The 20,047-nt window shown below is 64.0% G+C and carries 13 protein-coding genes; 7 read left to right on the top strand and 6 right to left on the bottom strand.

Annotation, left to right across the window (positions count from 1 at the left end):
* Positions 1-7 precede the first annotated feature (7 nt).
* Positions 8-1,396 (top strand): M12 family metallopeptidase, encoded by a 1,389-nt coding sequence (locus FIV42_RS03825; RefSeq protein WP_141196397.1) that lies wholly within the window; start codon positions 8-10, stop codon positions 1,394-1,396.
* Positions 1,397-1,497: 101 nt separating this feature from the next.
* Entirely contained in the window at positions 1,498-2,610 is a 1,113-nt protein-coding gene (locus tag FIV42_RS03820; RefSeq protein ID WP_141196396.1) for a hypothetical protein, read from the top strand.
* A gap of 99 nt (positions 2,611-2,709) precedes the next feature.
* Here FIV42_RS03820 and priA read toward each other — a convergent pair whose 3' ends face one another.
* Positions 2,710-5,160, bottom strand: coding sequence for a primosomal protein N' (gene priA / locus FIV42_RS03815; RefSeq protein ID WP_141196395.1), 2,451 nt, complete (start codon positions 5,158-5,160; stop codon positions 2,710-2,712).
* Positions 5,161-5,339: 179 nt separating this feature from the next.
* Between priA and FIV42_RS03810 the strand changes: the two genes are divergently transcribed.
* The 3 genes from FIV42_RS03810 to FIV42_RS03800 all read left to right on the top strand — a co-directional run bounded on the left by FIV42_RS03810 (position 5,340) and on the right by FIV42_RS03800 (position 8,573).
* Positions 5,340-6,410: a DNA topoisomerase IB gene (locus FIV42_RS03810; RefSeq protein ID WP_141196394.1), complete on the top strand. Its 1,071-nt coding sequence runs from the start codon at positions 5,340-5,342 to the stop codon at positions 6,408-6,410.
* 4 nt (positions 6,411-6,414) lie between these two features.
* A complete protein-coding gene (locus FIV42_RS03805) occupies positions 6,415-7,290 on the top strand; it encodes a M48 family metallopeptidase (RefSeq protein ID WP_168210385.1) in 876 nt (291 codons plus the stop codon).
* Between the two features lie 281 nt (positions 7,291-7,571).
* Entirely contained in the window at positions 7,572-8,573 is a 1,002-nt protein-coding gene (locus tag FIV42_RS03800; RefSeq protein ID WP_141196392.1) for a hypothetical protein, read from the top strand.
* Positions 8,574-9,539: 966 nt separating this feature from the next.
* Here the strand turns inward: FIV42_RS03800 and FIV42_RS03795 are convergent.
* Together FIV42_RS03795 and FIV42_RS03790 are read right to left on the bottom strand one after the other, a co-directional pair.
* The gene (locus FIV42_RS03795; RefSeq protein ID WP_222615369.1) at positions 9,540-10,073 is read right to left on the bottom strand and encodes a DUF1415 domain-containing protein; all 534 of its coding nucleotides are present in this window, start codon (positions 10,071-10,073) and stop codon (positions 9,540-9,542) included.
* 37 nt (positions 10,074-10,110) lie between these two features.
* Complete coding sequence (locus FIV42_RS03790) at positions 10,111-10,623, bottom strand: CAP domain-containing protein (protein ID WP_141196390.1); 513 nt, start codon at positions 10,621-10,623, stop codon at positions 10,111-10,113.
* Between the two features lie 275 nt (positions 10,624-10,898).
* On the opposite strand from FIV42_RS03790, the gene FIV42_RS03785 reads away from it, so the two are divergent.
* Complete coding sequence (locus FIV42_RS03785; RefSeq protein ID WP_449304753.1) at positions 10,899-12,350, top strand: IS701 family transposase; 1,452 nt, start codon at positions 10,899-10,901, stop codon at positions 12,348-12,350.
* Positions 12,351-12,648: 298 nt separating this feature from the next.
* On the top strand, positions 12,649-14,091 hold the full coding sequence (locus FIV42_RS03780; RefSeq protein ID WP_146983763.1) for an IS701 family transposase: 1,443 nt from the start codon (positions 12,649-12,651) through the stop codon (positions 14,089-14,091).
* A gap of 398 nt (positions 14,092-14,489) precedes the next feature.
* Here FIV42_RS03780 and FIV42_RS03775 read toward each other — a convergent pair whose 3' ends face one another.
* The 3 genes from FIV42_RS03775 to FIV42_RS03765 all read right to left on the bottom strand — a co-directional run bounded on the left by FIV42_RS03775 (position 14,490) and on the right by FIV42_RS03765 (position 20,016).
* Positions 14,490-16,598: an ATP-dependent DNA helicase RecG gene (locus tag FIV42_RS03775; RefSeq protein WP_141196387.1), complete on the bottom strand. Its 2,109-nt coding sequence runs from the start codon at positions 16,596-16,598 to the stop codon at positions 14,490-14,492.
* A complete protein-coding gene (locus FIV42_RS03770) occupies positions 16,595-17,830 on the bottom strand; it encodes an amidohydrolase family protein (RefSeq protein WP_141196386.1) in 1,236 nt (411 codons plus the stop codon). Before FIV42_RS03770 ends, FIV42_RS03775 begins: the two co-directional genes overlap by 4 nt.
* Before the next feature lie 407 nt (positions 17,831-18,237).
* Positions 18,238-20,016: a hypothetical protein gene (locus tag FIV42_RS03765; RefSeq protein WP_141196385.1), complete on the bottom strand. Its 1,779-nt coding sequence runs from the start codon at positions 20,014-20,016 to the stop codon at positions 18,238-18,240.
* Positions 20,017-20,047 lie beyond the last annotated feature (31 nt).

Below are 20,047 nucleotides of genomic sequence, written 5' to 3'. Positions count from 1 at the left end.
AGAGCGCATGTGTTGCTCGAAGACTACAATTGCGCTCGCCCTTTTCAGCCTTGCTGTCGTCGCATGTGGTCCGCCGCAGTCCGACCAAACGGACGCGGCGGGCCAGGACATTCGCTACGGCGTGGTCATGAAGCCCAACGCCGCCGGAGAGCCGGCGGTGCCGTGGCGGATGGTTGCCTATCGAGAGGTCGACGGGCTTCTCGTCGCCGAAGGCGACATGCTCCTCCAGCCGTCTCTCCTCCAAGAAATCGATCCCGACGAAGTGGGGCCGTACCGTATTCGGGTCCAGGAACTCGCCTCTCGCGAGAGCGCGGCCTTTTGGCCCGACGCTCGCGTTCCGTACACCATCGACCCCAACCTGACTGATCAGGCGCGAGTGCACGACGCCATCGCGCACTGGGAGCAGCATACCCCGGTCGACTTCGTCGAGCGCACCGACGAAGCTGCCTACGTGACCTTCGCACCGCGCGACGGCGTCTGCCTGGCGACCGTCGGGCGCACGGGCTCTCAGCAGCATGTGTGGCTCGACGAGAACTGCACGACCGGCTCGGTGATCCACGAGATTGGGCACACGGTGGGGTTGTGGCACGAGCAATCGCGCGCCGACCGCGATGACCACGTGCGCATCCTCTGGGAGAATATCCCCGACGACAAGCATTACGCCTTCGAGACCTACGCCGATAAGGGCTACGGCGGACTCGACATCGGTGCGTACGATCTCGGCTCGATCATGCACTACGACTCGTACGCCTTCTCCGAAAACGGCGAGCCGACGATCGTGCGCCGCTCGGATGGCTCGACGTTCAGCAGCAATCGCTCGGGACTGAGCGCCGGAGACATCGCCGGCATCGAGAAGATGTACGGAAGCTTCGACGGCACGTTCGCCGACGACGACGGCAATCCCCACGAACCGGCGATCGAGGCCATCTACCGCGAGGGCATCACCCAGGGGTGCGAGGGAGGGCTTCGCCCGCTGTACTGCCCCAGCGCGGAGGTCACGCGCGGCCAAATGGCGGTCTTCTTGAGCCGCGCGCTCTCCCTTCCGGCTGCCGGCCGAGACTACTTCTCTGACGACGATGGCGCCTGGTTCGAAGCCGACGCAAACCGCCTCGCCGAAGCCGGCATCTCCCACGGATGCGGCAACGACGGCTTTTGCGGCAACGATCCCATCACGCGCGGCCAGATGGCGGCGTTTTTGGACCGCGCGTTCGGCTTTCCCGAGTCGAGCCGAGACTATTTCTCCGACGACGACGGTGAGTTCTGGGAGCAAAACGCCAACAACATCGCCCAGGCGGGGGTGACGCTCGGGTGTGGTGGTGGCCGTTACTGTGGCGATTCACCCGTGACCCGTGACCAGATGGCGTCCTTTCTGGCGCGCGCGCTCGACTTGCTCTGAGTCGATCCATCGAGCGCCTCGAGCTGCCCAAAAATTTGTTATCCCCCGGGCATCCTGTTACCCCTTGGAGTTGCTGTTTCGACAATGAAAGGAGATTTGAGATGAACTGGAAGTATGCATTTGCAGTTGGTTGTGCGTTGAGCCTCGCGATCACCGGTTGTGGTGATGATGGTGGTGGCGGAGGCGGTGGCGGAGGTGGTGGCGGAGAAACGCAGACCTACGCCGAATTCACCCAGTCCGCTCAAGATGAGTATGTGGACCTGCTCTGCACGGCGATCTACGACTGCCCCGAAAAGCAGGCTCCCTTCTACATCGCCTACCTCGGGCGCTACGCCGACAAGCAGGAGTGCCAAGCAAACCTGGCTGACTTGTTCATGGCCGATGCTGGTGAAGATAGCACCGCCGTGGCCATCGATGCCGGCCGCATCGAGTTTGACTCTGCCAAGGCCACCGAGTGTCTGAACTCGATTCGCTCGTTCGCCTCGAGTTGCCCGGCGATCACCGACGTTCAGTCGGCGGTCGAGGCCGGCGGGGCCTGCGAAGCCATGTTTATCGCCCAGCAGGCCGAAGGAGATCCGTGCCTGACTGACGAGGCGTGCCAGACGGGCTATTGCGACTACAGCGCCACCGACGCCTGCTACGGTCAGTGCGCGCCCCAGCCGACGATGGCTCAGGAAGGCGAGTCGTGTGACGAACTCGACTGTGCCGATGGCCTGGCGTGCGTGTACGACCAGCAGACCTACGAAGGCACCTGTGTGGCCGAGCAATCGCGCGCTGAAGGCGAAGCCTGCGACTTCCAGTACAACCTGTGCCAGCAGGGGCTGGTGTGTGGAATCGAGTCGACCTGTGTGGCATCGGTCAGCTACGCGGCGGCGGGCGCTTCGTGCAGCGCCGGCGAGATGTGTGGGCCCGGTTCGACCTGCGTGGACGGCACCTGTGCGCCCCACTTGGCCGCGGGCGAGGCTTGTCAGCAGTCGATGCAGTGCAAGCCGGGGCTGTGGTGCGACGCCGAGGGCAGCGGCAACTGCGAACAGCCGCGCGCCGAGGGCGAGTCGTGTGAGGGCGGCGCCGAGTGTGCCGACGGCCTGAGCTGCTCGTACAGCGCCGAGTCGGCGACGTGCGTCGCAGAGACGGGCGGCGAGACCTGCGAGATCCCCGCAGACGGCGGCAGTGACGCCGACGCCGGTTCCAGCGAAGCAGACGCCGGCATGTAAGCCAACGTGTTCCGCTAGACCAACCCGCTAGACCCCAAAAAGCCCCCGCCGGATATCGCATCCGGCGGGGGCTTTTGGCGTTCTACATCGTCGGGATTCTCACAGCATATTGACCGGGTCGACGTCGACCACGATACGCACGTCGCGGTGCTGCGACTTGTTGGGCTCGAAGTGGGCCACGCCGTTGAGCATGGCGATGGCCAGCTTGCGCACGTCGGCGCGTGAGCGGCTCTTGAGCAGGATTTGCCAGCGCGACTTGCCCTTGAGGCGGCTCAGGGGCGCCATGGCCGGGCCCAGCATAAAGACGCTCTGGCCGAGCTTCTCGTCTTGGCGCAGCACGCGCCTGGCGGCGGTGGCGTAGTCGCGGGCGGCCTGGATGCAGCGCCCCTCGCTGGCCGCCTCGAACTTGATGGCGATGAGGTGGCCGAAGGGCGGGTAGGCGAGCTCGCGGCGAAGGGCGAGCTCGCGCTCGGAGAACGAGGCGAAGTCGTGCTCGCGCGCGGCCTGCAGGCTGTAGTGCTCGGGGTTGTACGTCTGGATATAGACCCGCCCCGGATCTTCGCCGCGCCCGGCGCGTCCGGCCACCTGCGTGAGCAGCTGGAAGGTGCGCTCGGCGGCGCGAAAGTCGGGAAAGTTCAGGCTCATATCGGCCATGATCACCCCGACGGTGATCACGCCGGGAAAGTCGTGGCCCTTGGTGACCATCTGGGTGCCCACCAGCAGGTCGATCTCGCCGTGGCGGAACGCCTTGATGGTGCGTCGCAGGTTCTTTCCGCCGCTGGTGTCGCGGTCGAGCCGGGCGATATTGGCGCGCGGGAAGAGCTCGTTGAGGTGGCCCTCGAGTTTCTCGGTGCCGGTGCCCCGCCGGTTGATCTTCTGGTCGCCACACTCCGGGCACGACTCGGGCATGCGAATCGAGTAGTCGCAGTGGTGGCAGCGAAGCGACTCTTGGCGGCGGTGGTAGGTCAGCGAGACGTCGCAGTTGACGCACTCGAAGACGTGGCCGCACGCGTGGCAGATGACGCACGGCGAGAAGCCTCGCCGGTTGAGGAACAAGATCGCCTGCATCTCTTCGGCGAGCGTGTCCTGGACGGCGCCGACGAGCTGGTAGGAGAGCACGTCGGAGGGGCCGGGCGGGGCACCGTCGTTGTCGCGCAGGTCGACGATGTCGACCTCGGGCATCGGCCGGTCGGCCACGCGGTCGGGCATCGGCAGGTACTTGAGCCGGCCGCTCTTGGCGTTGTGGTACGACTCCAGCGACGGCGTGGCGCTGCCCAGGACCACCCGCGCGTTCTCGAGCTTGCCGCGCACCAGCGCCATGTCGCGGGCGTGGTAGCGCGGGCCCTCGCCCTGCTTGAAGCTCGTGTCGTGCTCCTCGTCGACGACGATGATGCCCAGGTTGGTCAGCGGGGCGAACAGTGCCGAGCGCGCGCCGATGACGATCTCGACCTCGTCGCGCTTGATGCGCCGCCACTGGTCGAATTTCTCCGCCGGGGTCAGCCCCGAGTGCAACACGGCGATCTTCTCGCCAAAGTGGCCGCGAAAGACGGCCACGAATTGCGGGGTCAGCGCGATTTCGGGCAGCAGGACCAGCGCGCGGTTTCCCTGCTCGATCTCGGCGCGGATGGCGCGCACGTACACCTCGGTCTTGCCGCTTCCGGTGACCCCGTGGAGCACGAAGCCTTGGAACGAGTTGGCCTGTCGCGCCGTGCCGATCGCCTGCAGGGCTTGTTGCTGGTCGAGGGTCAGCACGTGCTCTTCGGGCTTTCTGACCGGCTCCTGCTCGAAGGGGTCGCGGTAGACCTCCTCCTCCCAGACGCGAATGAACCCACGCTCCTCCAGGCCGCTCAGGCTGCTGTACGGGCTCGAAATTGACTCGCGGATATCAGTGAGCGACACGCTCTCTTCGCCCTCGAGCATCTCGAGGATGCGCGCCTGCTTGCTGCCGATGCGGTCGTCTTCGCCGGGCGGGTCGACCACCTGATAGAACTTCTCGGTGCGCACTTTGACGCGCGCGTCCTTCTCCTCGTAGGAGACCTCGACGAACCCGGCCGTCTCCAGGTCGGACAGTCGCCGGAAGGTCATCCCCTTGATCCGCTCTTTGATGTCTTTGACCGCGACCGGCTCGTCGCTCTCCTCGAGGATGGCCGCCGCGGCCTTCAGGTCGTCGTCGTGGACGGTCGCCGAGCTCGCCCCGTCGACGAGCCGGTAGTGCTTCATGCCCTCGAGGCGCACAAACGACGGCAGGGCCAGGCGCGCGACCTGCCCGATAGGGGCGAGGTAGTAGTCGGCGATGAACTTCAAGAACTGCACGCCGCGCTCGTCGAGCAGGGGCTCGGTGTCGACCAGATCGACGATGTCGCGCACCTTCGAGGCGATCGACTCGTCCTCGAGCGTCTCGTCGACCGAGACCACCAGACCGGTCTTCGAGCGGTTTCGAAACGGCACCTGCACGAGGTGGCCGGGCTCGATCAAACCGTCGAGTTCGTCCGGGATCGCGTAGGTCAGCGCGGTGAATAGGGGGATGTCTACGGCGACTTGGGCGTACACGTGTCAGCGGGAAAATCGGGGGAGATGAGCGCCCCCCGAGACTAGTTGACCCGCGCCCGGGACGCAATCGCCGCGGCGGGATTTCTGCGCCGTCGCGTCCATAATTCAAGAGGGCGGCGTCGAACGCGAAGGCCGCCCGTCGACAAGCGGCTTTCCTTCCCGATTCGAGGGGTTTAGCGGTGCAAGAAGATCGCATCTCCGAGTACGCGGCCTGCGCCCAAGAGGCGGGGCTGCACTACGTGACCGAGACCACGCCCGGCTACGAGCGCAAGCGGTGGGGGCGCGGGTTTACCTACATGACCGAGGACGGCAGCCACCTGCACGACGAGGCCGAGAAGGCGCGCATCAAGGCGCTGACGATCCCGCCCGATTGGACCGACGTGTGGATCGCCGCCAACCCCGACGCGCATGTGCAGGCGACAGGGCGAGACGCCGCCGGGCGCAAGCAGTATATCTACCACCCGCGCTGGGAGGAGGTGCGCCGGCGGGTCAAATTCGACCACCTGGTCCAGTTCGCGCGCAAGCTCCCGGCCATCCGCGAGGCGTGCGACCGGGCCATGCGCGCCAATGAGGTGGGCCGCGAGCGGGCGCTGGCCGTGGTGATCACGCTGCTCGATCGCACGCTGCTGCGCATAGGCAACGAGCAGTACCTGCGCGAGCACGGCTCGCACGGGCTGGCCACGCTCTTTGCCGAGCACGTCGAGGTCAACACCACCAGCGTGCGCTTCGAGTTCGTCGGAAAGTCCGAGGTCGAGCACGAGATCGTGGTGCGCGACCGGCGCCTGTCGCGCCAGGTGCGCCGGCTGCACGAGACGCCCGGCGAGCGCGTCTTCACCTACCTCGAAGACGGCAAGACGCGCCGGGTGACCGCCGACGAGGTCAACGCTTATCTCGAAGAGATTTGCGGCATGGAGTGCTCGACCAAGGACTTCCGCACGTGGGGCGCGACGCGCAGGTTCACCGAGTTCTTGCTGGAGTACGGACCGCCCGAAGACGCCGACGAGCGCGACGAGATGCTGCGCGAAGCGGTGCGCCAGACGGCCCAGGCGCTGGGCAATACAGAGACGGTATGTCGTGATTACTACTTACACCCCGATGTGGTCGACGCCTACGATGGTGGGCGGTTCTGGCCACATTGGGAGGCCTTCGAGGCCGCCTCGCAACAGGGCGCGGTGGCCGACGAAGGGTTGTCGCAGGTCGAACGGTTTGTTGTGTGGCTCGCGGAGAACGAGCGTGGTGAAGGGGATTGAGGTTATGCGGTTATTGCGTGCAGTTTTGGTCGTATTGGTAGCGTCGGGGCTTGTTGGGCTTGGGCTGGTCGGCTGTGACGAGGTGGACCAGGAGCGCGTCGAGCAGGGGCGCGAGTCGCTCGAGAAGGCCGGTGAGGCGCTCAAACGGGCGGGCAAGTCGGTCAAGGAGACGGCGACCAACGTGGTTCTGCCGCCCCGCCAAGAGGAGCAACTCGGCGACCGCATGGCTCGCCAGGTGCTCGCCGAGTCACAGCCGGTGACCGGCTCTCCGGTGTCTCGCTATGTTTCGCAGCTCGGCCAGAAGGTGGTCGCCGCGGCCGAGGGACGCCCCGAGGGCATCGACTACGACTTTCACGTCATCCGCAGCCCCGAGATCAACGCCTTTGCCATCCCCGGCGGGCATATCTTCGTGACCACCGGCTTGCTCCAATCCGCCGAGACCGAGGCCGAACTCATCGCCGTGCTCGGCCACGAGGTCGCCCACGTCACCCAGCGCCACATCGCCGAGCGCATGGTGGCGGTCTACGGCATCTCCACGCTCACCAGCCTGGCGTTGGGCGAAGAGGCCGGCATGCTCGAGCAGATGGCCATCGACCTGCTCGCCCAGGGCTACTTGCTCAAGCACAGCCGCGACGACGAGCGCGAGGCCGACGAGGTGGGCATGGAGTTCGTGGTCGACGCCGGCTACTCGCCCAGCGGCTACGTCGCCTTCTTCGAGCGTCTCGCCAAGCAGCCCCAGCCGCCGGCCATTCTGTCGTCGCACCCGAACCCCGAAGAGCGCGCCCAAAACGCGCGCCAGGCCATCGAGAGGCTCGACCAGGCGGTGGTCGAGCGCGACGTGCACCGGCAACGATACCAGGAGATGACATCTTCGCTGTGAGTCTAAGTGCAAGCACACCACTTCTGTGACTTACGAGAAGCGCCTGCTCCGGTGAGCCTCCGTGACAGTTGCAGCCGTTCTTGGTTCTTGGTTCTTGGTAAGGACGTCGAAGCATCGACCAAGAACCAAGAACCAACCACCAAGAACGGGTGCATCCTTTCCAGGCGATTCAACAGCCGGAATGCGAGTCTTAAAGTACAAAAGTTCCGTGTCTGCACTTGGTTGTGGTATGATACTGACGGGCAAGGACGTTTTTAATTTCCGTCAGGAGTGGGAAGCCAGTGAAGACACTCACGCGAATTCTTGTTGTTCTCTTCGTCAGCTCGACCCTCGCCGCGTGTTCCGACGACGATGACGGGGCCAATAACCAGGTTCCCGCCGACACTGGACAGGCCGACACCTCGCAAGTCGATACCGGACCGGCCGATACCGGGCCGACCGACACCTCGCAGGCCGACACTTCCGACGCAGACGAGACGCCCGACGCCTCCGACACCTCCGACACGGCGGTTCCCGAAGACACCGGCGAGGACGCGACCGACGCCGTCGATACGTCTGAAGACGTCGGTGAGGACGCCGAAGTCGACGCCGCGCCGCCCGAGTGCACCGAAGACACCGACTGCGACGACGGAAACGCCTGCACCGTCAACACCTGCGACGACGGCACGTGCGTCTACACGAACGACGACTCGCTGAGCTGCGACGACGGCGACGCCTGCACCGGCGGCGACATGTGCAGCGCGGGCGCCTGCGTGCCGGCCACCGAGCTGTGCTGCGACGACACAACCGACAACGACGGCGACGGCGCCGCCGACTGTCGCGACAGCGACTGCGTGGGCGGCAGCGACTGCCCGACCTACACCCTCGGCTGGTGCGGGCTGCAGTGGCCGTCGACGATGACGCTCGCCCCGGGCGCGACCGACATAGCCTACAGTCAGCTGTATATCGCCGGGCAGACCGACGCCCCCGGCCAAACGAGCGCCTTTACGGCGCCCACGCTGATCGCCGAGCTCGGCGTGGGCCCCGACGGCTCCGATCCGACCACGGCCACAAGCTGGACCTGGAACGAAGTGCAGCCCAACCCCGGCTTCGACTACGCCAACAACAACAACGACGAGTACCAGGGCGACGTCACCGCGCCGTCGACGGCGGGAAGCTATGACTATGCATTCCGTTTCTCGGGCGACGGGGGGCAGACCTGGACCTACTGCGATTTTGTGGATACCGGCGGCTCGAGCGACGGCTACCAGCCGGCGAACGCGGGCGACCTGACCGTGCAGTGAATCACGTGAAACCCGATTGCCGGTCGGGGCGCGCGGCGTCCCCGCCCGCCCTGGGGCGTCCCCGCCCCAGCTTGCGTGTCTTAAGCAAGGCACACGCCTTGCTCGAACACGTGCGGGGCCCGAGACGGACCCCGGCGGCCGGGGACGACCGCGCCCCGACCGTCAACGCAGCGCATCAACAAAGGTGTGCAAGGTGGCGTCGACGAGGTGTCAGGCACCGTGTTGCGGCATGCGGAGCGGCTGCTTGCTGCCCGCGGAGCCCTCGCCGGTGCAGCCCCAAGGCTCGCCTTGGGGTCGGGCGTGCGATTCCTCAACGCCGACCAACCCCTGCTTAGCAAAACAAGTGGGCAAGCCCCGGCTCCGCATCGGCAAATGAGATGTGTGGGATGATCAGACCTGAACGTGAACGGTAGTTAAACCAGCAGTGAGACAGAGAACTGCTCGAAAATTCGAGTGACCGCATGCGCTTGATTCGAGCGCAGTTGCTGTTTTGAGGTTGAATGCAGTCGAAAAGACCGTTCACGTGCACGTGCAGGTTCATGTTCACGGATTCGAGTCGACCTCATCCGGCATTCGGACTTATGAGCAATCGTTAGCCCCCTCGATGGGTGTCTGGTGGACCTCGAGGCTCGCTCGCCCCCCTCGATGGGTGTCTGGCGGACCTCGAGGTTCAGCGAACCCCCCTCGCATGGCACTCGAACGCGATGACGCGCCTCCGAACCCCCTGTCGGAGGCATTTTTTTGGCACGGAAGGTCCAACAGACACCCCTCGAAGGGCATTTTTTGGAGGTCGAGGCACAAAAAAGTGCCCCGGCACGGCACTTTTTCGAGCCAGAGGGCCGAAAAAATGCCGTCGCATGGGTCTTAGCTGAGCCAAAAGGTCCAAAAAAGTGCCATCGATGGGCAGTCAGACGGCGCGCAGCGACGTTCGAGTGCCGTCGACCCCCTCTCGGCCGAGCCTTCGGGTCAATCCGTCGACCACCGATCCCACATTTTGTGGACCTCGAGCTCGCCCAACTCCTCGAGCACCTCGATATTGCGCTCGGGGATCGCCTCGGGGTTCGGGTGACTCGCCACGCCCTCGCTGATCTGGGCCTCGCGCAGCAGGTGCAGGGTGGGGTAGGGCGCGCGGTTGGTGAAATTCTCGAGGTCGTCGGCCTCGGTCCCCTCGAATTGGTACTGGGGGTGGAAGTGGGCGAGCTGCAGGATGCCCGCGGCGCCGGCGCGCTCGATGAGTTCGTCGACGGCGTCGACCGCGTCGAGGAACTCGTCGAAGTCGCTCAGCGCGTGGGGGAAGACGACGAGCGTGGTGGCGATGTCGTCGGGCGCGGCTTGCAGGAGCCGGTCGGCTTCGTCGAGGGCGCGCCGGATCGCGTCCTCGAAGCCGCGGGCCTCGTCGACGGCGATGCGCACCTCGTCGCGCACGTAGACCGCGCGTGCAAAGGGGCACAGGTTCAGGCCGATGACCGCGTCTTCGAGCCAGCGGCGTGTCTTCGTCACTACGTCTTCCATCGAATTCTCACTTCCGTGTTTGCACTCAATTCGCAAATACCTGCACCCAGTAGGGCTGGCCGCCGCATTCGACGTAGCCGACGCCCAGGCGCGAGAACATGTCGTTGAGGATATTGGCGCGGTGGTACTCGCTGTCCATCCAGCCGGTGTGGACGCGCTCGGGGGTGCGCTGGCCCATGGCGACGTTTTCGCCCAGGGCCATGTAGTCGATGCCGGCCTCGTCGACGCGGTCGACCATCGTGCGCCCGTCGCGGGAGGTGTGCGACAGGTAGTTGTGGTCGCACATGTCCTGGGCGTGGCGTTGGGCGACGCGGGCCAGGGCGCGGTCGCAGTACAGCTCGTTCAAACCCTCGTCATCGCGCGCGTCGTTGGCGAGCTCGACGACCCGGCGGGTCGTGGTGTTTGTGCAGTCGGCCAGCGGGTTGCCGGAGGTGCGCGTTTTGGGGATGTCGCCCTGGGTGGTCACCGTGCGCTGACCCATGGTTTGGCAGGCTGTGACGGTGAGGACGAGTGCTAGGATGAGAAGTGCGTATTTCATTGGGGGATGCTTCGTTGATGGTCTTGCGGGTTAGTGAGGCCCGCTATTAGGGGCTGCTTCGTTGATGGACTTGCGGGTTAGTGAGGCCCGCTATTAGGCTAGAGTTTCGCCATCTTTTCAGACGGTAACGATTGATACGGAGGTTCGAGAGGCCATCGGTTAGATGCAGCGCAAGACGTTGATCGGGAAGGGGAAAATAAAACGGGCTTCTCGACAGGTTGGTGAATTCGCCAAAAACCACCGAGCTGTCTCAAAACCCGCACCTCCCAAACATCATGACGTCGACGATTCTTCCGCTCATCGCTCAGTTTCGCAGCGCTTTTTCGGCTCCCAGTTTCGCTAACTTTCAGTTTCTTATGCTGGCCTGGCTGATGAATCCGGCGCGTGGCTGGATCTCCAATTGCCTCAGAGCCATCTTTCATATGCCCCAGCTCTATCCCACTGATCGCGGCAAGGCCAAGCACTTCTCGTGCTTCTACAGGCTTTTCAGCCGTGCCAAGTGGAGCACCGATGAGCTGGGGCACTTGATGCTTGGGCTTTTCGAGCCGTGGCTTGGCGAATCGGTGACCATCTTGATCGACGACACTCTGTGTCGCAGAAGCGGACCCATGGTACTCGGCGCAGGCTTCCACTACGACCCGCTGCAGGTCAGCTACGAGCAAGGTCGGCATCGTGTACGCTTTAGCTTCGGGCTCAATTTCGTGGTGCTCGCCGTTTGGGTGCCGTGTCCATTCGTCCACGCAAGGGGCGTGGCGATTCCGGTGCTCTTTCGGCTCTACCGCAGCAAAAAGACCTGTCCCGAAGGCAAGTGGAAGAGGCGTACCGAGCTCGCCGTCGAGATGCTCGAGGTCTTGAGAAGCTGGTGGCCGACGCGCCCACTCGAGCTGTGCGTCGATGACGAGTATGCCTGCAAAAGAGTCGGCGCCGTGCTCGACCAGAACATCATTTTGACGGCTCCGATGCGCTTTGACGCCGCCCTCTACCAACACAAACGCCCCGAGCACACCGGCCGTGGGCGGCGACCCATCTGGGGCAAGCGCCTCGAGACGCCCAAAGAACTCGCTCAGGACGCCTCGGTCCCCTGGCAACACATGGAGCTTGTCGTCTACGGCCGGACGGTTACGCTGATGGTCAAGACGTATCAGGCCCGCTGGAAGAGCATGGGCAAGGAACGGGTCTTGACGATCCTCGTCACCCGCGATCCGACCGGCACCTACGACGACCGCTGCTTTTTTCGCACTGAAGCAGACGCCGAAGTCCAGGATTTTTTCACGACGATCTGTCGGCGCTGGACGCTGGAGATGACGTTTCGAGATGCCAAACAGCTCTTGCACCTCGAGGACATCCAAAGCGGCTTTATCCACCGCGGCAAGCCAGCCAAAACCCATCGCCGAAAGCGGCCTGGGCCGCAAGCTCCCGTGGACGCCGACCCCAGAGCATCCAGACGCACCGGCCCTTTTGTCATGCTTGCCTATGGTTTTGTCGTGCGGTGGTATCTGGCACATGGGCAACCGGCTCGCGACCTGAAATGGGCGAAATTTCTAGCGCCGTGGTGGCGGCATAAGACCACCATCAGCTTTGGCGACATGCTCCAAGCGTTTCGCCGTCAGATGGAGCATGAACAATTATGGACGAACCCGCCTGAGCACGGCTTCGACGAAAATTATCTGCAGTCTCTGGGCTTCGAGCGGCCGAATCAGCAAAAGCTTTTCACAATGGCCGCTTGAATCCCTAAAACAAGCCTCAAAAGAGGCCATTAATTTTGTAATCTACCAGGGCAAGATGCCCTGGCTCCTATAGAATCGCTGTCGAAGATGGCGAAACTCTAGTCTATTAGCGCCAAAGGCCCTAATCTGGAGTTTCGCCATCTTTTCAGGCGGCACTCCTTGAGTTGGCGCGTCTAGTATGCTCAGCGATTAGTAGGTACGTGGCATAAGTGGTCGAAATGAAAATAAGAAGGGCTTGGAGGTGGTTGCTAGGGTTGCGTACACCAAGCAGTCCAACCGTCCAAGCCCTGGCTCGACAATGGCCTCTATCAAAGCCCTCATCGAGATGTTTCGACCGGCCTTCAGCACCCCGACTTACGACAACTTTAGTTACCTGATGTTGGCCTGGATCCGATGTGAATCTAGGCGATGCATCAGTAACCTGTTGCGCGCCGGCCGTTTTATGCCGGGGCTGAGGATGAAACCGGACGGTGAGCCCAAACATTTCTCGATATTCTATCGGTTCTTTTCGCGGGCCAAATGGAGCCTGGATGAGCTCGGCCATCTGCTGGCGTTGGCTTTGAAGGCCCGACTCGGACAAACGGTGTATGTGCTTGTGGATGATACTGTTTGCCGGCGCACTGGGCCCTTTGTGATGGGCGCCGGAATCCATCGAGACCCGATGCGCTCGACCCTCACCGGCAAGAGGGTGCGCAAGTCGGCATTCTGCTGGGGTCTTCAATTTGTGACGCTGGCAGTTTGGGTCCCGGTCGGTTTCATGCACAGCGGCGGCATCGCCGTTCCGTTGCTGTTTCGTCTGCACCGCACCCGTAAGCTGTGTCCGCCTGAGGCCTATTGCAGCCGCCCCCAGCTTTTTGCCGAGATGCTCGCAGTCTTGAGAAGCTGGTGGCTCGAGGCCCATTTTGTCGTCGTGGGCGACAACGACTACGTCAACAGGACCGTTTTTTCGGCCCTGGACGATAACATGGAGATGGTCGGCCGATTCAAAGCCAATGCAGCTCTCTTTGATGCCAAGGTCGAGCAAACGCCGGGGCCGGGACGCCGACGCATCTGGGGCAAGCGGCTCCCATCGTTGGCCGAGCTCGCTGAGGATCCCCAGCTGCCGTGGAAAGAGCAAATCCTTTACATCTATGGTCAACAACTGCAGCTTTGGATCAAAACATTTGAGGCTCAGTGGAAGAGCGCCGGGAAGGATCGCGTGCTGACCGTCGTCATCACTCGCGATCCGAGCGGACGACTCGAAGATAACTACTACTTTCGAAGCCGGCCGGGCTGCTCGGGCCCCAAAGTCCTGATTCCGCAGAGCCTGCGGTGGTCGCTGGAGAGCTGCTACCGTGACTGCAAGCAGTACATGGGCATCGAGGAGGTCCAAAACGGATTCGCTCAAGGAGACGAACCTGCAGATTCGACGATCCACGGGCCCAAGGCTCCTATCGAGCGGCGGCCGATCGCCTCGGAGCGCACGGTTCCATTCGGAATGCTGTGCTACAGCTTTGTGGTGCTGTGGTATCTCGACCATGGTCAGCCGCTCAAAGACATATGGTGGGCGCGCTATCTGGCCCCGTGGTATCCGCACAAAGTGACAATCAGTTTCGTCGACATGCTCCAGGCATTTCACCGCCAGATGGAGCAAGAACAATTATGGCAAACCCGGTCTGACGACCGGGTTTACGAAAAACAGACAACTCAACTGGCCCGACACGCGCCGCCAGGGGCCGATGGGGCTCGCAAGGCGGCCTGAAACGGCCTACCTTCGGCCCAATTTACGAGGGCAAGATGCCCTCGCACCGAAGAAAACGCCGACAAATTCGGCGAAACTCCAGATTAGGGGCGAGGGCTGAAAAGCGCCCTCGCGGAACGGCAATTAGAGTGTTCCTTCGGTGTGGCTTATGTGGTTTGTGGACCCGAGAACATTGATGTCATGTGGTTCGCGGACACGCGTCATTGAGCTCATGTGGTTCGCGGACACGACTCATTAATGGCCGCGCCGCAGTTCAGGCGCCCCTAATAGATGGCGCCGAAGCCTCTGCAAGGCCGTCGTCCGTTGATCCAGGGCTAGAAGCCCTGCCTCCAAATTGGCCTGCGTCCAATTGGGCCTGCGTCCAAATCGGCCTGCCTCCAAATTGGCCTGCGTCCGAGTCAGCCGGCATCTCCCAACAACTCCCGGCGCGCGTCGTGGCGCGCCTCTTTGAGCAAGTGCGCGTCGCGCAATACGTCTGCGAATCGGAACTCGGGCAGGCCCGCCTGGCGGACGCCCAGAAACTCGCCGGGGCCGCGGATCTGCAGGTCGACCTCGGCGAGCTCGAAGCCGTCGTCGGTCGACGAGAACGAGGTCAGGCGCTCTTCGGCGTCGTCTGTGAGCCCGTAGCCGGCGAGCAGGATGCACATCGAGTCGGCGCTGCCGCGACCGACGCGGCCGCGTAGCTGGTGGAGCTGGCTCAGCCCGAAGACCTCGGGGCTCTCGATGACCATCACCGTGGCGTTGGAGACGTCCATGCCCACCTCGACGACGGTCGTGGCGCACAGGACCTGGATGTCGCCGTCGGCGAAGCGCTGCATCGTGCGGTCTTTGGTCTGGGCGTCCATGCGTCCGTGCAAGATGCCCACGCGCAGCGTGGACAGCGGGCCGTTGGCCAGCGCCTCGGCGGAGTCGGTGACGTTTCGGCGCCCGGCGACCGCCTCGCTCGCCTCGACCATCGGGTAGACGAAGTAGGCCTGCTCGCCGGTCTCCTCGATGCGCTGGCGCACGTAGTCGTAGACCTTGGGGGCGCGGGAGCGGTCGCGCAAAAAGGTGCGGATGGGCTTTCGGCCCGGCGGCTTCTCGCGGATGACCGTCAGGTCGAGGTCGCCGAAGACCGCGTGGGCCAGGGAGCGCGGGATGGGCGTGGCCGTCATCGCCAGCAGGTGCGGGTCTTCGCCCTTGGCGAGCAGGTCCTGGCGCTGCTCGACGCCGAATTTGTGCTGCTCGTCGACGATGACCAGGCCGAGCTCGTCGAAGGCGACGTCGTCCTGGAACAGCGCGTGGGTGCCGATGACCAGGTCGACGCGGCCGTCTTTGTCGCCGAAGAGGCTCTGCTCGGCGCGGCCGTCGGCCGGCCCGAGGCGCTCGAGCACCGCGTTGCGCTCGCTGGTGCTCTGCGAGCCTGTGAGCAGGGCGATGTTGACCCCGAGGCCCTCGAACATCTCCTGGGCCCCGCGCAGGTGCTGTTTGGCCAGGATGTCGGTCGGCGCCATCATGGCGACCTGGCGGCCGCTTCCGATGACGATGGCGGCGGCCATATAGGCGACCACGGTCTTGCCGCTGCCGACGTCGCCCTGCAACAGACGACGCATGGGCGCGCGCTCGCCCAGATCTCGGGCGATGGTGGCGATGGCGTCCTTCTGGTCGCCGGTGAGCGTGAACGGCAGGTTGCGCACGAACTCACGGCCCAGGTCGCGCTCGGTGCACCGAGGCGCGTTCGCCGCGCGACGCTCGGTGATATAGTCCTCGGCGAGCTTGAGCTGCAGCGTGTAGAACTCCTCGTAGACGAGCCGGTGGCGCGCCCGGGTGAGCGCGTCGCGGAACTTGTCGGCGTCGTCGAACTCGCGCAGCAGGTGGATCGTCTCGAGGGCCTCGCGCACGGTGGGCAGCCCCAGGCGCTCGCGAATGGTGCGGGGGACGACGTCGACGGCCAGCGGCAACAGCCGCTTGGCGGCGTCCTCGATGGCGCCGAGCACCGCCGAGTCGTTGATGCCCTCCATCGACTTGTAGACCGGCTCCATGCGCACGCTCGGCTCGGGGCGGGCGGGAGGCGACGAGCCGACGACGTCGAAGCTCGGGTGGGCGAGCGTGGGAAGCCCGCGGTCCCAGTCGATCTTGCCGTCGACCTCGAGCCACTTGCCGTTCTGGAAGATGCTCGTAAACCCGCGCCGGTTCATGTTGAACCAGATGAGCTTGAACTCGTGGCCGCCCACGTCGAGGAGCACCTCGACGGGCGCGCGGCTTCGCTTGGGCGGGATATTGACGCGCACGATCTGGCCGAAGAACTCGGCGTGGGCCGCGCGGCTCTTGACCATCTCGGCGCCGGGCATGTGGCGGTAGTGCGGGCGGTACTTGCGCGGGATGAACAAGAGCAGGTCGGCGGGCGTAAAGATGCCGCGCTCTTCGAGGCGCTCGGCGGTCTTGGGGCCGATGCCGCTCAGTTTAGTCAGCTTCGAGACGGGTTCGTCTTCGAAGGTCAGGTTGAAACGACCAGCTTCGATCTTCATTGGCTTTGAGTGATCAGCGCGCTCGCCCGGTCGGCGACGCTAGTGGCAGCTCGTCGGCCGAGCCACGGCGCAAAGATAATCCGCTCGGCGTTCTTCCAGTAGAGTTTGTCGAGGACCTCCCGGGGGAGGTCGATCGGGTGGACCTTCCAGTCGCCCTGGATGGGCACCGGGTGCTCGATGGCCTCTTCGTCCGTCTCGAAGTAACGCCAATGCTTGTCGTAAAAGTCCGCGACGTCCTCGAGGGTGGGCGGCTTTTTGCTGATGCTGCCCAGAGTCAGCCGGTACTGCAGGCCTTGCTCGGTGGGGCGAGCGCGCAGGCCGAGGTCGGTGGCAAAGAGGATGCGGTCCTGGTGCTTGATGAACAGTTTGCGCACCTTCTCGGGGGCGTGTCGGCCGATCTCGGCCAGGCGCGCGGAGACGTCGACGATGACGTTCGGGTGCTCGTCGAGGAGCCGGTCGACGTAGTCGATGTCCTCGGGGTTGTTGGCGAAGTGGAGCAGCATGAAGGTCGTGTACGGGTGGCTCGCCACCATGCGGTCACGCGCGTCGAGCAGTGCTTTGCGCGACGGGTACTCCTCGCCGTAAAAGCTCCAGCTCGGCGCGAGCTTCAGCTCGTCCCAACGCTCGTTTTCGGGGCCGGGCTTCTCGAAGAAGGCCTTCGGGTCGCTCGTGTGGATGCCCACCGGGATGCCGATCTTGCCCGCCTTCTCCCAGATGGGCGCCAGGCGCGGGTCGTCGACGGCGAGCAACTCGCCGTCCTCAGTCTTGACGCCCAGGCCGAGCGCCTTGCTGATCTTCAAGCCCGCGAAGCCCTGCTCGACCGCCGTCTCGAGCGCCGCCGCGGTCGACTCGCCGAAGTCGGCGTCGTCGACGTCTTCCCAGTCGACGTTGAAAAAGAGGGCGATGCGCCCGTCGAATTTGTCGGCCTCGGCCAGGTTCGCCTGGCGGTAACGCGGGCTTCCGCCCCCGCTCATATTCACCATGCGGTACAGCCCGTTGTCGTCCATCACCTTGATCGCCACCGGGTAGGCGTAGGGCGACAGGTGGGTGTGGACGTCGTGGGCCTTCCAGTCGCCCTGCAGCGCGTCGCCTTGGGCGCCGGCGTGCTCGTCGGGCTTTGCCGTCTCTTCCTCGGTAGCGACCTGGTCGGTCGGTTTCTCTTGCTTGTCGCAGGCGCTCGTGGTGGCGGCTAGCGCGAGCAGAAGTCCGAAAATGTAGGTGGTTTTCTTCAACGCTGGCTCCCGAGGCGAGGATGGGTCCTCCTTCTTGGTAAACTACCTCGGGCGCGGATTCAATTGTGCGTGTGGGGATCGCGTCTATGACGATCAAAAGCGCCACGTCGTCCCCCCCCAGCTCCGCTACGCTTCGCAGGGGGCTATCGAGCTACGCTTCGCAGGGGGCTATCAAGCTACGCTTCGCAGGGGGCTATCAAATGGGGATTCCGCCCAAGGGCTCCAGGTGGTGAGGGGATCGGTAGAAGTAAGGTGTACGCCACGCGAGCGTCAGGGCGGTACGGTGCGAGAGGCGTATGGTGGGGATGGAGCCGGGCCCGCGGATTGCGAGCCCGGAGGGCGTTAGGCGATTTGATAGCCCCCTGCGTAGCCGTAGGCGGAGCTGGGGGGCCGCGATTCTCGATGCGTCAAATCAGGTTGCAGGCAGCTTCCGGAGAGCTGTCGTTGAAGACGTTTTCTTTGACGTTGCCGTCGAACGTCACGCCCTCGCAGCTGCTGATGGCGGCGCCGTCAGCGATGTAGATGCCGTGGCCTTCGCTGTAGTTGATGGCGGTCGACTCGAGGTCGAGCGTGCCTTTGGCGAGGAAGATGGTCGACTGGTTGTTGGTGTTGCCGCTCCAGGCGTTCGAGCCGCCGTACTCGATGGTGGCGTGCGAGATGCTGTTCGCCGTGGAGTTGCTCTTGAAGCCGATGCCGTGCCAGTAGCCCTCGACCTTGTTGACGCCGGTGATCAGCACGGGGTTGTCGGCGGTGCCGGCGACGATGAGCGAGCCTTCTTCCTCGACGTGGAGTTCGTCTTCCTCGCCGAATTCGACGGTCACGCCCGCCTCGATGGTCAACGCGGCGTTGACGAAGGTGCGATCGACGACGCGGTAGGGCACGCCCACATCCTTCCAGGACTGGTCGGTGCTGACGCTGGCACCGTTGGTGTGCGAGACCTTCACGATCTGCTCGTCGTTGCCGGTGAACTGCGAGGTGCCGGCCATCTCGCCCACGCGGTCGGGAGCGATCCACATCGGGACGTCGTTGTTCTCGAAGGTGTTGTTGGCAAAGCCGCGCAGGTCGGATTGCTCGAAAGCCTTGAGCGCGTAGTTGGCGTTCTCGCGGAAGGTCGAGTCGACGATCTCCATCTTTCCAACCACTCGCAGGGCTCCGTAGGAGCTGGGGTCGCCGCTCCACAGATAGCCGCCGCCGTGCTCGACGACGGTATGCTGGAAGAGGTTGTCGGCCGTGTTGGAGGCAACTTCGATGCCCTGCCAATGGCCACGAAGCGCCTCTACGCCGCGGAACGTCACAGGGTTACCCTCTTCGCCCAGGGCGCGAATCACGCCGCCGTCTGTGTTCACGAGGATTTGAACTTCTTCCTCGTTCTCGACGGTCACGCCCGGATCGAGCGTCCACTCGGCGTTGATGAACGTGCGGTCGCTGATGCGATAGGGCACGCCGACGTCCTTCCAGGTGCCGTCGGCGGTGATGGAGGCGCCGTTGCTGAAGCTGACCTGCACGTACTGGTTGTCGTTGTCGACGAACTCGGAGGTGCCGGCCATGTCGCTGACGCGGTCGGGCGAGAGCCAAGCAGGGGTCTCGTTGCTCTCGAAGGTGTTGTCGGCGAAGCCGCTCAGGTCGGCTTCTTTGTACGCCTGCAGCGCCCAGTTGGCCGACTCGCGGAACGTGGAGTTGGTGATCTTGAGCTTGCCGACCACGCGAAGCATGACCAGCGAGTTGCCGGCGCCGCTCCAGTTGTCGCCGCCGCCGTACTCCATGACGACGTGATCGAAGGCGTTGTCGGTGCTGTTCGTCTCGACGAGGACGCCTCGCCAGTGGCCGCGGATTTGCTCGACGCCGGTGAAGAAGATGGGCGCGTCGGCGGTGCCGGCGGCGTTGATGCGCCCGTCGGCGGTCACCTGCATATAAGCATTTTCGGCGAACTCGATGACCACGCCAGGTTCGATGGTCAGCGTACCGTCGTTGACGGTGATACGGGTGTTGACCCGGTAGCACGACCCGCCGGCGAGCGTCTTGCCGCCGTTGACCATCTCGGGGGTCAACTCGGGCGCCTCGCTGCAGTCGGCCGAAGGCTCTAACTGGCCATTGTTAGTGTCATCGTCGGTAGCCGGACCACAGGCGGTCCCCGCCGTAATGACGGCACAACTCAGCGCTAGCAGGCTCTTCTTTACTGCTCTCATGGGATTCCCCTCAAATTGAATGATTCATTGT

It is taken from the genome of Persicimonas caeni (assembly GCF_006517175.1).
Taxonomy (GTDB): domain Bacteria; phylum Myxococcota_A; class Bradymonadia; order Bradymonadales; family Bradymonadaceae; genus Persicimonas; species Persicimonas caeni.
The sequence above is the reverse complement of the archived record's forward strand: the minus strand, read 5'-3'. Positions and strand labels throughout refer to the sequence as shown.